The sequence below is a fragment of the Brachybacterium sp. AOP42-C2-15 genome, assembly GCF_052377065.1.
Taxonomy (GTDB): Bacteria; Actinomycetota; Actinomycetes; order Actinomycetales; family Dermabacteraceae; genus Brachybacterium.
In genome coordinates this window covers 121,258-136,193 of record NZ_JBQSWK010000007.1, presented here as the reverse complement: position 1 = coordinate 136,193, position 14,936 = coordinate 121,258, and the positions used below count along the sequence as shown (strand labels likewise).

The 14,936-nt window shown below is 70.8% G+C and carries 10 protein-coding genes; 2 read left to right on the top strand and 8 right to left on the bottom strand.

Annotation, left to right across the window (positions count from 1 at the left end; translation table 11 throughout):
• Positions 1–151: 151 nt before the first annotated feature.
• From ACT3SQ_RS05965 to ACT3SQ_RS05945, 5 genes are all read right to left on the bottom strand, one after another.
• Positions 152–655: a putative immunity protein gene (locus tag ACT3SQ_RS05965; RefSeq protein WP_442332079.1), complete on the bottom strand. Its 504-nt coding sequence runs from the start codon at positions 653–655 to the stop codon at positions 152–154.
• A gap of 27 nt (positions 656–682) precedes the next feature.
• A complete protein-coding gene (locus ACT3SQ_RS05960) occupies positions 683–2,137 on the bottom strand; it encodes a multidrug effflux MFS transporter (RefSeq protein WP_442332080.1) in 1,455 nt (484 codons plus the stop codon).
• Between the two features lie 122 nt (positions 2,138–2,259).
• A complete protein-coding gene (locus tag ACT3SQ_RS05955; RefSeq protein ID WP_442332081.1) occupies positions 2,260–3,027 on the bottom strand; it encodes a queuosine precursor transporter in 768 nt (255 codons plus the stop codon).
• A 102-nt stretch (positions 3,028–3,129) separates the two neighbouring features.
• The gene (locus ACT3SQ_RS05950; RefSeq protein WP_442332082.1) at positions 3,130–3,930 is read right to left on the bottom strand and encodes a GH25 family lysozyme; all 801 of its coding nucleotides are present in this window, start codon (positions 3,928–3,930) and stop codon (positions 3,130–3,132) included.
• Positions 3,931–4,127: 197 nt separating this feature from the next.
• Positions 4,128–4,793: a TetR/AcrR family transcriptional regulator gene (locus tag ACT3SQ_RS05945; RefSeq protein WP_441445586.1), complete on the bottom strand. Its 666-nt coding sequence runs from the start codon at positions 4,791–4,793 to the stop codon at positions 4,128–4,130.
• Between the two features lie 205 nt (positions 4,794–4,998).
• Between ACT3SQ_RS05945 and ACT3SQ_RS05940 the strand changes: the two genes are divergently transcribed.
• Both ACT3SQ_RS05940 and ACT3SQ_RS05935 read left to right on the top strand, forming a co-directional pair.
• A complete protein-coding gene (locus ACT3SQ_RS05940) occupies positions 4,999–7,782 on the top strand; it encodes an MMPL family transporter (protein WP_442332083.1) in 2,784 nt (927 codons plus the stop codon).
• Positions 7,779–10,427, top strand: a complete 2,649-nt coding sequence (locus tag ACT3SQ_RS05935; protein ID WP_444592507.1) for a YhgE/Pip family protein — start codon at positions 7,779–7,781, stop codon at positions 10,425–10,427. Before ACT3SQ_RS05940 ends, ACT3SQ_RS05935 begins: the two co-directional genes overlap by 4 nt.
• 26 nt (positions 10,428–10,453) lie before the next feature.
• Here ACT3SQ_RS05935 and ACT3SQ_RS05930 read toward each other — a convergent pair whose 3' ends face one another.
• From ACT3SQ_RS05930 to ACT3SQ_RS05920, 3 genes are read right to left on the bottom strand one after another with little or no spacing between them, the layout of a single operon-like run.
• Positions 10,454–13,879: an error-prone DNA polymerase gene (locus tag ACT3SQ_RS05930; protein WP_441445589.1), complete on the bottom strand. Its 3,426-nt coding sequence runs from the start codon at positions 13,877–13,879 to the stop codon at positions 10,454–10,456.
• 2 nt (positions 13,880–13,881) lie between these two features.
• Complete coding sequence (locus tag ACT3SQ_RS05925) at positions 13,882–14,334, bottom strand: hypothetical protein (RefSeq protein ID WP_441445590.1); 453 nt, start codon at positions 14,332–14,334, stop codon at positions 13,882–13,884.
• Complete coding sequence (locus tag ACT3SQ_RS05920; RefSeq protein ID WP_441445591.1) at positions 14,325–14,909, bottom strand: ArsR family transcriptional regulator; 585 nt, start codon at positions 14,907–14,909, stop codon at positions 14,325–14,327. The genes ACT3SQ_RS05925 and ACT3SQ_RS05920 overlap by 10 nt, the downstream gene beginning before the upstream one ends.
• Positions 14,910–14,936 lie beyond the last annotated feature (27 nt).

Sequence of the window (14,936 nt, the reverse complement as noted above, 5' to 3'; positions counted from 1 at the left end):
TTGCTGCATCGTCGCAGGTCACGGCACAGCTCTGCTCGACGGGATTCTTTTCGCGCGTCGATCGGATGCCGCAGGCCGACCCGCATGGGCGTCACGGACTTTTCCTGCAGGTTCCTCGAGGGTCTTGTGCTGCGCGGCGCGCAGCACCAGTTCACAGAGAGAAGACCGACCAGCAGATCGCGTCACGACTCCCCTGGTCCTCGAGCACGAGCTCCCGGACCGCTGCCGGCAGGCGGGCGCGCTGCCAGTCCCGCTCGCCGCACAGTGCGTCGTCGCCGGAGGCGCTGCGCACCGCCTTGAGCGCATAGGCGGCAGCACCCAGGTCATGCTCGGCGACGTGGCCCACGCAGGCGGCCTGCCCGGCGGCATAGGCGGCGAAACGGGCGGCACCGGGCAGCGGCCGGGCGGCGCCCATCGCGTGCCCGCCCAGCGTCCGGGCCTGCATCATCGACATCTCGCCGTCGGCCCAGGCGCGCGCCGCGACGATCGCGTCGCGGGGACGCGCGTCCCCCGGCTGGACGGTCTCGAACAGCGCGAGCACGTGCTCGGCGCATTCGGCCGCCCAGCGAGCCAGCAGCTGATGGTGCTCGTCACGCAGGGTCCCTCCGCGACGGATCGTCACCATCCGCGGATCACGCACCTCGGGCAGGATCATCACTGGCTCATCTCGCGGCCGATCCGCTCAGGCCGCGACGGTGTGGGGGTTCGCGGTGCCGCTCCCCCGACCCGCCAGAACGAAGAACGTCGCCGAGATCAGGCAGCCCACCACCATGGTGATCGCCATCGGCAGCGAGGAGTGCGTACCGGCGATGCCCACGAGCGGCGCGGCGATCGAGGCGGAGAAGGAGAAGCCCAGGCCCAGCATCGCCGACCCGGTGCCGGCGAACTCGCGGGCCTGGTCCGAGGCGAGCGCGCCTCCGTTGCCGAAGATCATGCCCTGCGGCGCGACGGTGAAGAAGAAGGCCGGGAGCACGATCCACGCCGGGGTGTCCAGGAACAGGCTGCCGATCAGCAGCGCGAAGCTCGCGAGCGACACCACGATCAGACCCACGCGGATCAGGGCCCGGGGGTGAATGGTGCGGGTCAGGCGCGCCGAGAGGAGCGAGAGCACCATCATGCCCACGGAGTTGATCGCGAAGCTCACCGAGTACTCACTGGAGGAGAAGCCGAGCATCTCCTGGACCACGAAGGACGAGGCGGAGACGTAGGCCATCAGCGCGAATGCGGAGAAGGCGTTGACCAGCAGGTACGCGACGAATATCCGTCGGCGCAGCAGCGTGCGCACGTTCCGCAGGAAGGTGCGGAAGCCGCCCGAGTGCCGTCGGGATACCGGCAGCGACTCGGGGATCAGGAAGAGCACGCCGAGCAGCGAGACCAGGGACATCGCGGCGATCACGACGAACACCTCCCGCCACTGGCCGACCAGCAGGATGAGCCCGCCGAGCAGCGGGGCGACGATCGGTGCGACGCCGCCCACGCCCTGCATGATGTTCATGATCCGGAAGAGCTCCGGGCCGTCGGTCATGTCGATCAGCACCGCGCGGCCCAGCACCATGCCGAAGCCGCCGCCGATGCCCTGCAGCACGCGCATCACCAGGAGCATCTCCACGTCCCCGGCGAGGGCGCAGCCGATCGAGGCCACGAGGCACAGCACGATGCCGATCAGCAGCGGGATGCGGCGGCCCATGCGGTCCGAGAGCGGGCCTGCGACGATCTGTCCGCTCGCGGTGCCGAGGAAGAACGCCGTGATAGTCAGCTGCATCATCGAGGCGGTGCTGCCGAGCTCCTCGGCCACCTCCGGGAAGGCCGGGATGTACATGTCGGTGGCGAGCGGGCCGATCGCGCTGAGCGTGGTGAGCACGAGGATCACCATCGCGGTGACCTTGCTGCGGGTGCGGCTGAGCTGCTCTTCGTCGGGGAGGCGGGCCATCTCGTGGTCCGCCGGGTCCTCGAGCACGGGGATCGCACCGGTGATGGTGGGGATCGCACCGGTGATCGTGGGGATGGACCCAGTGGTGGTGGGGATGGATCCGGTCGCGGTGGGGATGGATCCGGTCGTGGTGGGGATCGAGCCTGTGGAGGTCGGGGGCTCTTCGCGAGCGTCCTCGCGGGATGTGTCGTCGGCGGCGGGTGCCACGGAGGTCCTTTCACGGAGTGCAGACGTCGGGCCAGGAGGATCTCGGCGATCCTGCCTGGCCCGATCAGCAATCCTATAGGCGCGTCCGCGGCCCCGTACAGGTCCTCGGCACGCGCGCGCCGTCACACGGCGGGCTTCTCCCGCGCGGCCAGCCCCGCCTGGTAGCTGGGGTCAGTGCGCTTCATCCAGCGGATCACTGCGGAGGTCACCGGGATCATCGCGTACTGCACTGCGACCTTGTACACGAACCCCAGGATCGTGTACTCAGCCCACTGCTCGATGCTGGTGATGCCGATCGCGACCGAGGCGATCGAGCAGAAGATGATCGTGTCCACCAGCTCGCCGAGGCCGCTCGAGGTGAACAGCCGGGCGATCAGGCCCCTCTCCCCCATGCGCCGCTTCATACGGGTCACCACGAAGGAGTTCAGGCTCTGCCCGGCGAGGAAGCCTGCGAGCCCGGCGAGCACCACGATCCAGACCGGCCCCAGAGCCAGTTCGAGAGCTTCCTGCTTGGCCAGCCCGTAGGCATCGGGGAACGGGGGCAGCGCGATGATCACCTGGTAGCTGATCGAGGCCAGGATGCTCACGGCGAAGGAGGTGATGATCGCGCGGCGCGCGCTGCGGGCGCCGTACAGCTCGGTGATGATGTCGCCGAGCACATAGGCCAGGGGGAAGAGGAAGAAGCCACCATCGGTGATGATCTCGAAGCCGGTGCCGGGGATGGTTCCGAAGCTGACGCCCTTGGCAGCGCCGATCCCTGAGAGCACGACCACGGTGACCATGGCGGCGAGGAGTATGTCGAAGTGAGAGCTGCCCCGGTCGGCGTAGACGGCGCCGGCCGGGCGTCCAGAGTGCTGGGCGGAGGGGGTGGGGGGTGTTTCAGTGTTCACCGGGGCAGGGTACACAGTGGGCCGGACCGACACCACGCGGGCCGGGCCAAGACCACGCGGTCAGGGCTCGGCCCGGCCGGTGCGATGGAGTCCGGTGGAGGCTCAGATGCCGTCGGCGCCGTAGTCGTACTCGCCGACGAAGCGCGCGAACTGCTCTTCGCTGCCGTGCCAGAGGTTCGAGTCGCCGGCGAAGGGGCCGGAGTCCGAGTACTGCCACATCTCCCAGCCCCACCAGCGGCCCGGCAGCGTGCTGGGGCGGGAGGAGGAGTAGGAGGCGAGGAAGAGCGGGGAATTCTTCGGGGTCCACTCCCCCACCACGTCGTTCCACCAGTGGAGGTTCGTGTACAGCACCGGTCGGCGACCGGTCTGCTCACGGTAGTGATCGGAGAAGCCCACGATCCAGTCGCGCATCTCCTGCCGGGAGAGACCGTAGTCGCGCGGCAAGCCGCTGTACCCCTCGAAGTCGACCATGCCGGGCAGGGTGACGCCGTCTTCGCTCCAGCCGCCGCCGTTGTTGAGGAAGAAATCCGCCTGCTCCTCGGGGCCTCCGGAGTCGGGGCGCGCGAAGTGGTAGCCGCCGCGCACGAGGCCCGCGTTCCCGGCACCGGTGTACTGGTGATTGAAGGCAGGGCTGCGGTAGCTGCGGCCCTCGGTTGCCTTCACGTAGGCGAAGCGGGAGCCGAGCTCGGCCTGGGCGGCCCAGTCGACCTCCCCCTGCCAGCCGGAGACGTCCTGGCCGTAGATGCCGGCGGCATTCGCCGCTGGGGCTGCCAGCGCGGCCGTGCCGGCGCCGAGGGCCGCGGCGCCGAGGACCCCTCCGCGCAGGACGGACCGGCGCGAGGCACCGACGGGATCGGCGGGAACGGGAGGAGGGGTGAGATGGCGTGGTCGATAGGACGACATGGCGTCTCCTGGGGAAGCGGGGAAGCTGGGGAAGCAGGAACAGTCAGTGCGACGACCGTCACACCGCCGCCACCGTACGCGGAACCGCTCCCCCATGGGGTCCGCAGCTGCAGAACTCGGCGTGTCGCGACGAATCGGGCAGACCGCGCCGAAGCGGGCCCACAGCCGTGTCCCGGCGCTCAGCCCTCTCGGGGCACTCAGTCCGCGCGCGGCGCTATGAAGGCCTGCAGCGTGCCCAGGATGGTGGTCGCGGCGAGCTCGGTGACGTCGCGCTGCTCCATGTGCTCGCGCAGCATGAGGTCGATGAAGATGCCGATCAGCAGTTGCGCGAGATCCTCCGGCGCCAGCAGTGCGCGTGCCCCGGTTGCCTCGAGCCGCATCGAGAGCATGGCGCCGATCTCGTTCCGCAGCCGTTCACGCTGCACGGCGAGCTCCACCCGCATCTGCTCGTCCCGCAGCGAGTGCGCGATCGCATCGGAGTAGAGCAGGTACCACTGGCGGCCGAAGGGTCGGATCCCCTCGAACACCGCGAGCATCACGTCGGCATCGTCAAGGTCGGGAAGGCGCTGGGAGTTCTGTGCCGACGCCTGGGTCACCGCGTCCTCGACGGAGCTGTTCGCGATGCCGATGAGCTCCGCGGTCACCTCGTCGAACAGCGCGGTGAAGACCTCCTCCTTGGTGGAGAAGTTCGAGTAGAAGGCTCCGCGGGTGAACCCGGCCGCCTTGGCGAGGTCGTCGACCGTCGCGCCGTCGACGCCCTTCTCGACGAAGACCTCGAGCGAGGCCCGCACGAGCTTCGCGCGCGTGTTCTCCCGGCGCCGGGTGCCGGCGGATTCGGGCAGCGGCTCGAACAGATCGCTCATGGCTCCTCATGGGGATGCGGTGGGACAGGTTGCGGCAGGGCAGGGCGGGTGGGATGACTCTCACCCCGGTGATGCTCAGGGGACGTTGATGTCCGTGAGGACCAGCCGATACTATCGCACCGATACGTTCGTGTATCGAATGCGTGGGCGTCTCCAGTGGGGCGGTCCGACGTCTCCCCCTGCTCGTGCCCGTCCTGGAGGTCGCGTGTCCTCGTCCCTGTACCGCCTCGGTCGTCTGATGGCCTCCCTGCGCTGGAAGATCGTCGGCGCCTGGGCCGCGCTGCTGCTCATCGTGGGCGGCCTCGCCGTCGGCCTCGGCGGCACCTTCGCCACCGACATCCAGATCCCCGGCACCGAGGGACAGCGCGGCATCGATGCCCTCGCCCAGCGCTTCCCGGAGCTGGGCGGCACCGCCGGCCAGGTGGTGCTGGTGGCCCCCGACGGCACCACGGTCGATGAGCATCAGGACCAGATCGAGACGCTCATGGAGGAGATCGCCGCCGTCGACGGCGTCGCCGCCGCCCCCTCCCCCTTCGACGAGCTCTCTCCCGGCACCCGCACCGAGGACGACACCGCGATCATCGCCCAGTTCCAGATGGAGCCCTATGACGGCGAGTACCCCGCGGAGTCCATCGCCGAGATCACGCAGCTGATCGAGGAGGCGGAGACCCCGTCGCTCGAGACCCACGTCGGAGGCCAGGTGCTCCAGAGCGCCGAGATCCCCTTCGGCGCCGGAGAGGTGATCGGCGTCATCGTCGCGCTGCTGATCCTCGCTATCGTGTTCCGCTCGCTGGTCCCCGCGGTCATCCCGATTATCACCGCGATCGTCGGCGTCGGCGTCTCGATGCTCGCCCTGGTCGCACTCTCCGCCGGGGTCGAGATCCCCTCGGTGACCACCGCGCTCGGCGCGATGCTCGGCCTCGCCGTCGGCATCGACTATGCCCTGTTCATCCTCTCGCGCCACCGCGACCAGCTCAGCCAGGGCGATGACGTCCACGAATCGATCGGCAAGGCCCTGGCCACCTCCGGCAGCGCCGTGATCTTCGCCGGCCTGACCGTGATCGTCGCGCTGGTGGGCCTGTTCATCACCGGCATCCCCTTCCTCACCGTGATGGGCGTCGCCGCAGCGGCGACCGTTGCCCTGTCCGTGGTCGTCGCCCTGACCATGCTCCCGGCGATGATGGGGATCCTCGGTGAACGTCTGCGCCCGCGCAGGATCCGCCGGGCCATGGCAGAACACGGCGGGACGCTGCCGGCCCCGGAGCCGGACGCGCGACCCCGTCGGAGCTTCGGCCGCACCTGGGCGCGCCTGGTGACCAAGGTGCCCGCGCTCACGATCCTGCTGGTGATCATCGGCGTCGGCGCCCTCGCGATCCCGATCAAGGACCTCGAGCTGGCACTGCCCGATCTCGGCACCGAGCCGCAGGGCACCTCCGCCCGCGACACCTATGACCTGGTCGCCGAGGAGTTCGGCCCCGGCTACAACGGTCCCCTGCTGGTCACCGCCGACATCATCAACACCACTGATCCACTCGGCGTGGTCGACGAGCTGGAGAGCGACATCGCCTCCCTCGACAACGTCAAGGAGATCCAGATGGCGACCCCCAACCGGGGTGCCGACATGGCGGTGGTGGTCGTGGTCCCCGACGGCGGGCCCACCGACCAGTCCACCAAGGACCTGGTCGCCGAGCTGCGCGGCAGCGCCGACGGCTGGGAGGACGAGCTGGCGATCTCCGAGGTGACGGTCACCGGTGCGACCGCCGTCGGCATCGACGTCACCGACAAGCTCTCCAGTGCTCTGCTGCCCTTCGCACTGTTCGTGGTGGGCCTCTCGCTGATCCTGCTCGCCCTCGTGTTCCGCTCCATCTGGGTGCCCATCAAGGCTTCCGTGGGCTATCTGTTCTCGGTCGCCGCGGCCTTCGGCGTGACCTCGATGGTGTTCGAGTACGGCTGGTTCAACGGACCGCTGTTCGTGCACGTCAACGGCCCCGTCGTCTCCTTCATGCCGATCATGGTGATGGGCGTGCTGTTCGGCCTGGCCATGGACTACGAAGTCTTCCTGGTCTCCCGCATGCGCGAGGAGTTCGTGCACACCGGCGATGCCCGCGGCGCGATCGAACGCGGCTTCACCGCCAACGCCCCGGTGGTCACTGCCGCGGCACTGATCATGGTCGCGGTGTTCGCCGGCTTCGTCACCTCCGGCTGGTTCATGCTGCAGCCGATCGCCGTGGCGCTCGCGGTGGGGGTGCTGGTCGATGCCTTCGTGGTGCGGATGACCTTCGTCCCCGCAGTGCTCGCGCTGCTGGGACGGCATGCCTGGTGGCTGCCGGGATGGCTGTCCCGCGCGCTGCCCACGGTCGATGTCGAGGGCGAGGGGCTGGCCGCGGTGCTCGAGCACCGCCGCTGGACCGAGGAGCACGGCGAGCACGCGCTGCGTCTGGACCAGGTCGTCGCGCCTCTGCTCGGTGCCTCCGGCACCGTGGGTCCGCTCACCGGCTCCATCGCCCCGGGCACCCTGCTGGTGGTGCGCGCGCCCGACGACGCCGCCCGCGCGACCTTCCTCGCGCTCGCCGCGGGTCGCCACACCCCGACCTCCGGCATCCTCGCCGTCCACGACCGTCTGGCCCCTGACGACCTCGGGGCGATCCAGGGACGTGCTCACTGGATCGGCGCCGGCGCACCTGTCGCGCACCGGCTGGTTGAGATCGACGGCCACGGCATCGGCCGGGCGGTGATCGTCATCGAGCAGATCGAGGACCTCGCCCACGCCGCCGCCGTCAGCGACGACACCCTCATCGAACGCCTCGACGCACTGCTGGAGAAGGGCGCCACGGTGGTCGTCGGCTCCCGCACCGACCGTCCCGTCGACGCCGAACGCCACCTGTTGGGGAGCCTGCGGGATCCGCGCCGCTTGCTCGCCCTGTCCGTCCAACGCTCCACCGCATCGTCTCCAGACACCGCGTCCTCCCTCGAAGGAGCCCTCGCATGAACCGCCTCACGCATCCCCGCACCCTGATCGTCGTCCTGGTGCTGCCGCTGCTGGTGGCCGCACTGGGCATGTGGGCGCTCAGCGGGCGTGTGGACCGCCTGGACACGGTGCCCGCCGCAGTCGTGAACCTCGATGCGGGCGCTGAGATCGAGAACGCCGACGGCGAGGTCCAGACCGTCCCCTTCGGCCGACTGCTGGCCGGGTCCCTGACCCAGCCCGGCACCGTCGAGGGGCAGGACACCCCCGACACCACCGGCTTCGACTGGCAGCTGACCAGCCAGGACGATGCCGCGCAGGGCCTCCAGGACGGCACCTACTCCGCCGTGGTGGTGATCCCGGAGAACTTCTCCCAGGATCTGGCCACGATCGGCACCCCCGAGGCCACCCAGGCGATCCTCGAGGTCACCACCAACGACGCCAGCGGCCAGATCAACGCCCTGGTGGGCACTGCGGTCGCCGAGGCGTCCGCCTCCACCATGGGTGGGCAGATGGCACAGCAGTACCTCGACGGCCTCTACCTCGGCTTCAACGACCTCGGCGAGGGCTTCCGCGATGCCGCCGACGGTGCGCAGGACCTCTCCGAGGGCACCAGCGATCTGGACAGCGGCACCCAGGAGCTCGCCGAGGGCACCCGCACCCTGGCCGACGGGACCGAGAAGGCGGCCGAGGGCGCGCACGAGTTCTCCGGCGGGGTGTGGACCTTCGCCGACGGCACCTGGCAGGCGGCCGACGGGACCCGCACGCTCGCCGATGGACTCGACGAGCTGGCCACCGGCAGTGAGGATCTCGCCGACGGCGTCCTCGGACTGCAGGACGGCATGAACGGCACCGACGGCCAGCCGGGCCTGCTCGATGGCGCCTCGCTGCTCGCCGCCGGCGTGGAGGGCGACGGCACCGCGGAGAACCCGGGTCTCGAGGCCGGCGCGGACCAGCTCGCCACCGGCATCGAGCAGTTCGCGGACGGCGTCTCCCAGGCCGGAACCGCGGTCACGGGCGACGGCACCGCGGAGAACCCCGGCCTGGTCCCCACCGCGCAGGGCGTCGCAGAGGGCACCGCGGAGCTCGGCCAGGGCGCGCAGCAGGCCGCCGACGGGCTCGCCGGCACGCCCGAGCAGCCGGGCCTCGCACAGGGGGCGCAGGGCGTGGTGCAGTACGCCGACGGGATCGACGCCGCCGTGAACGGCGACGGCACCGAGCAGAACCCGGGGATGGCCGCCGACGCCGCGGCGCTTCAAGAGACTCTCTGCGCGCAGGACTCCGAGAGCATGGAGTGCCTCCAGGCCTCGCGGCTCGCGGCGTCCGCAGACGGCGCGTCAGCCGCTGTGAACGGCGACGGCACCGCCGAGAACCCCGGCCTGACCGCCACCGCGCAGAGCGTGGGCGACGGCGCGAGCACCGCTGCGGGCGGCGTCCAGCAGATCGCCGACGGCATCAACGGCACCGACGAGCAGCCGGGCCTGGTCCAGGGCACCGAGGGCGTGGTGACCTACGCCCAGGGCATCGCGTCCGCCGTCGACGGGGACGGCACCGCCGAGAACCCCGGGCTCACCGCGGCCGCGCAGCAGCTCGCCGCCGGCGCCCGCACCAGCGCCGACGGCGCCGGAGAACTGGTGAACGGGGTGAGCGGCCTGCATGACGGGCTGGTGCGGTATGCCGACGGCGTCGACCAGCTCGCGGAGGGCTCCTCGCAGCTCGCCACTGGCACCCGGACCAGCGCTGATGGCGCCGGAACCCTCGCCGATGGCACCGATCAGCTGGCCGAGGGGGCGACCGAGCTCGGCACCGGCGCGCAGCAGCTAGCGCAGGGCAATCAGCAGCTGGCCGATGGCTCCGGGGAGCTCGCGGAGGGCACTGAGGAGCTGGCCGAGGGCACCACCGGGCTCGCGGAGGGCACCGAGGAGCTGGCCGGCGGTCTGCGCGAGGGCGCGGACTCCGTGCCCTCGTACACCGAGGCCGAGCGCACCCGGATGGGTGAGATGGCCGCCGCTCCCGTCGGCACCGAGGTGGAGCGGCAGAACGAGGCGAACGGGGCGGATACCGCCACCTTCCCCTTCGTCACCGCGCTCGCGCTGTGGCTGGGCGCCTTCGGCACCTTCCTGCTGCTGCCGGCGCTGCGGCGCAGCCTGCTGGACCGGGCGCTGCCGATGTGGCAGGTGGTGCTGCGCTCGCTGGCACCGGCGCTGCTGATCGCGGTGGTGCAGACCGTCGCGGTGCTGTCGGTGCTCACCGCCATCGGCATCTCGCCGCTGTCCCCGCTGTCGGTGGGACTGGTGGCCTTCGCCGGGGCGGTCATGTTCGCCGCGCTGCACCAGATGCTGCTGACGCTGCTGGGCGATCGCATCGGCCGGATCTCTTCGATCGTGCTGATGGTGCTGCAGGTGGTGACGCTGGTGGGGATCGTGCCGGTGCAGACTGCTCCGGAGCTGCTGCAGTCGATCGGCTCGCTGATGCCGCTGTCGATCGTCACCCAGGGCCTGGTCCATGCGGCGCTCGGCGGGTCGCTGGTGAGCACCTCGAGCACCCTGCTGGGAATCGTTGCGTGGGCGGCGGTGTCGCTGCTGCTGACCCTGGTGGCCTCGCGCAGGGCCCGCTTCGCGCGGCGTTCCGTGCGGGTGGGCGCGGGGGCGGTCCCGGCGGCTGCCTGACGGGAGCAGTCACTGGAAGTCCCTGCTCACTGGAAGTCCCTGGACCTGCCCGCTGCGACCAGGTCCAGGGCGGTGACGTCGTCGGCGACGAGGTTCACCGCGCCGGTGCGGTTCTCCACGATGCCGCGCAGCACGATCGACCGGGCGGTGCGCAGCAGGGCCCGGTGCCGTACCCAGAACCCCTGGGAGCAGACCACGTTGAGGATCCCGGTCTCGTCCTCGAGGCTGAGGAAGGTGACGTTCCCGGCGGTCGCGGGGCGCTGGCGGTGGGTGATCACCCCGGCGACCCGGATCCGGGTCGAGTCCTCCGCCTCGCGGGTGCCGGCGATCGAGAGCACCCCGTCCCTCGTGAGCTGCTTCCGCAGCAGCGCCATCGGGTGGTCATCCAGGGTGATGCCGGTGGCCCAGGCGTCGGCGGTGGCGAGCTCCGCCTCGCTCATCCCCGGCAGCATCGGCGCCTGGGCACCGATTGCGAGATGCGGCAGGGTGCCCGGGGATTCCTGCGCGGCGGCGCCCGCGGCCCACAGAGCCTGCCGACGCGAGCTCGCCAGCGCATCGAGCGCCCCGGCCGTGGCCAGTGCCTCGAGCTGCCGAGCGGTCAGCCGCACCCGGCGGGCCAGATCCGGGACCGAGACGAACACCCCACCGCGCTCCCGCTCCCCCGTGATCATCTCCGCGGTCTCGGTGCTGATGCCGCGCACCTGATCCAGGCCCAGCCGGATCGCCGGACCGGCCGCAGCGGTCTCCCCCTGGATCTGCTCCCGCGGCGGATCCACCCGGTAGCCGTGATGCTCCTCGTCGGTCTCCAGATCGGTGCGGGCGCGGCTGCGGAGCACATCGGGCCCGCGGGTGAGCACGCCATGCCGGCGGGCGTCCGCGACCAGCGACTGCGGGGAATAGAAGCCCATCGGCTGGGAGCGCAGGAGCGCCGCGGTGAACGCGGCCGGGTAGTGGCACTTCAGGTAGGAGCTCGCGTAGACGAGGTACGCGAAGGAATACGCGTGCGACTCGGGGAAGCCGTAGTTGGCGAAAGCCAGCAGCTTGCGGTGGACCGCGTCGGCGTCCTCCCCCACGATCCCGTGCTTGGCCATCCCCTCGAACAGCGCGTCGGAGAGCTCGAGCATCTTCTGGGTGGAGCGCTTGGAGCCCATCGCGCGGCGCAGCTGATCGGCCTGGGCGGGGGTGAAGTCCGCGACGTCGACCACCATCTGCATCAGCTGCTCCTGGAACAGCGGGATCCCGAGCGTGCGGCCCAGGGACTTCTCCAGCCGCGGGTGGAGGAAGGTGACCTCCTCCTCCTTGTTCCGGCGCCGGATGTAGGGGTGCACGCTTCCGCCCTGGATGGGGCCGGGCCGGATCAGCGCCACCTCCACCACCAGGTCGTAGAACTCCCGGGGCCGCAGCCGCGGGAGGGTGGAGATCTGGGCGCGGGACTCCACCTGGAACACGCCCACGCTGTCCCCCTCGCACAGCATGTCGTAGACCGCCTCGTCCTCCTGCGGCAGGGTGCGCAGCTCGAAGTGCTGGCCGTGGTGCTCGGCGATGATCCGCAGCGCATGATCCAGCGCGGTGAGCATCCCCAGCCCCAGCAGGTCGAACTTCACCAGGCCCGCGTCGGCGCAGTCCTCCTTGTCCCACTGCAGCACGGAGCGGTTCTCCATCGCGGCCCACTGCACCGGGCACACCTCGATCACCGGCCGGTCGCACAGCACCATCCCGCCGGAGTGGATGCCGAGGTGGCGGGGGGCGTCACGCAGCTGGTGGGCGAGCTCGACCACGTCGGCGGGGACGTCCGCATAGGCGAGGGAGGAGAAGGAGCGCTCGATCCGCTTGGCGAAGGCGTCCTGCGCGCCGGGGTCGTAGCCGAGCGCCCGAGCCGCGTCGCGCACCGCGAGCCGGGCCCGGTAGGTGATGACGTTGGCGACCTGGGCGGCGTTCTCCCGCCCGTAACGGTCATAGACGTGCTGGATCACCTCCTCGCGGCGGTCGGAGGCGATGTCGATGTCGATGTCCGGCGGGCCGTCCCGCTCGGGGGCCAGGAACCGTTCGAACAGCAGGTGGTGGCCGACGGGCTCGACCGCGGTGATCCCCAGCGCGTAGCAGACGGCACTGTTGGCGGCCGAGCCCCGGCCCTGGGCGAGGATCCCCTCCCCGGCGCAGAAGTCGACGAGCTCGTGGACGATGAGGAAGTAGCCGGGGAAGTGCAGGTCGATGATGACCTTCAGCTCGTGGTCGATCTGCGCCCACGCCCCCGGGATCTGCTCGGGACGCTCTGCCGTCGGGCGCGGTCCGTAGCGCTCCTGGCCCTCGATCTCCACCAGCTCCACCAGCCAGCTGGCCTCGTCGTGCCCGGAGGGCACCGGGAATGGCGGCAGATCCGGGGCCAGCAGCCGCAGGTCGAAAGCGCAGTCCCGTCCCAGCCGTGCCGCCTGCGCGATCGCACTGGGATAGCGGGGCAGCAGCTGGGCCATCTCCTCGCCGCTGCGCAGGTGCGCGGGACGGGAGGAGAGGTGGGGATCAGCCTGGGCGAGCGGCACTCCGGCGCGCAGGGCGGCGTGGGTGTCCGCCAGGCGCTTGTCGGAGGGGCGGGCGTAGTGGGCGTTGGTGCTCGCCACCAGCGGCAGGGAGACCGCATCGAGCCCGTGGCTCTCGCGCACCAGGCGGGCGCCCTGGGCGAGCGCGTCGTGGAGTTCATCCGCCTCTCCCCCACCGCCGGCGATCAGCTCGACGGCGACGTTGCCGGGGCCGAACAGCTCCAGCAGTCGCGTGATGGCCTCCGCGGCCGCGTGGGCGGCCGCCTCGAGGTCCCCGACCTCCAGGTGCGGGGCCGCGGCCCGGGTCACCGAGCCTTTGCGGCAGCCGGTGAGGATCTGCCAGTGCCCCTCGCGGGCGAGCCGGGAGAGCTCGGCGAGCCGGTAGCGGGGGGCGGCCTTCTGCCTGCTGTCGAGGTGAGCGCGGGCGATCGCGGCCGAGAGCTGGCGGTAGCCGTCCGTGTCGCGCACCAGCACCAGCAGGTGCTCCCCCTCCGGGTCCGGCACGCCGGTCCGGGGAGCGGAGATGATCGGGGTGGTGCTCGCCGCGTCCGCCCCGGGTTCGAGGCCCAGGGTCAGCTCGGCCCCGAAGACGGTGGCGATCCCCGCCTCCGCCGCAGCCTTCGCGAAGCGCACCGCGCCGGGCAGCCCGTCGTGGTCGACCAGGGTGATCGCCCCCAGCGCCAGCCGGGCGGCCTGTGCGGCCATGTCCTCGGGGCTCGAGGTGCCGTCGAGGAAGCTGAAGTGGGAGTGGGCGTGCAGCTCCGCGTAGTCGACGGTGCGCTCAGGCCGGTAGGCGTCATCGGTGACCTGCCCGGTGTGCTCGATGACGACCGGCGGGGAGACCACCTCGGCGGGACGGTCCGAGAGGATCGCCTCGAGGTCCTTCCACGCGGGTGGGCCGAGGAACCAGCGGGCCATGCTCAGATCCCCCGTGCTGCCGCGCCGGAGTAGAGCGCGCGTGCCGCCCTGCTCGCCGTCTCTGCATCGGCGCCGCCGACGCTGCGCGCCTCATACCTCTGCTGGTTGCGCGCCCGGCGCATCTGGTCGAAGCGTCGGGCGCCCGACTGCCCCGGTGGCGTGGTCAGCACTGCTTTCAGGAAGCGACCGAGTGCTTCATGCTGCCCCGGGCCGTTGGTCGTCCGGTATCCGTAGGCGGCCAGGAGTGACTCCCCGACGTCATGCGCGGCGTCATAGGCGAGGTTGTAGCGGCTCTCGGCCCAGGTGAGGTTGTCGAGGTCATCGAGACGCCGGCGCGCCTTCTCCAGGAACAGCTCTGCACGTCTCAGGTCGACAGGCACCTGTTCTAGGCGATGTGCGGTGACGAGCGCGTTGATGACCTGGCTCTGCGCGGTCTCAAGTGGGGTCAGGGCCATGGCAGCTCTCCGAGGACGGGGACGGTGGGACTGTTCCGCACCTGGGTGTGGAACCCCGAGTCACGGTCGAACTCGGCGCGGGTGGCGATCGTGGGATTCACCGGACGGCGCACGATCTCCTCGACCCGTCCGCAGGCGTCATACACCTCATCGGGGTCGGGGGTCCCGATGACCAGGACATCGATGTCGTTCGGGGCAGGTCCGTCGACTCCTCGCATCCGGGCGGCGAAGGAGCCGTGCAGGAACGCGCTCTCGACTCCCTGGATCCGGGAGAATTCCTCCTTGAGCAGCACGACGGGTCCGGTGGTGATGAGCAGGATCTCGCGGAGCGGAGTGAAGAGCGGACTGTTCGGATCGGCGCGGAGCAGACGTGTGCGCCCCACCTGCCGTTCGGCCAGGATCCCGGCCTGGAGCAGGCGGGCGGCTTCCCGGTGCACGGTGGGATATGCCAACCCCGTCTGCTCGGCGAGCTGGGTGAGGTTGCGTTCCTCATCGTCGAGCATGAGCGCGGACAGCAGTCGGGCCTGGCCGTCCGACCGGAAGATCGGTGCAAGCAGAGGCGCTTCAGTTCTCATATAACGGAGGATATCCTCCATTATTGT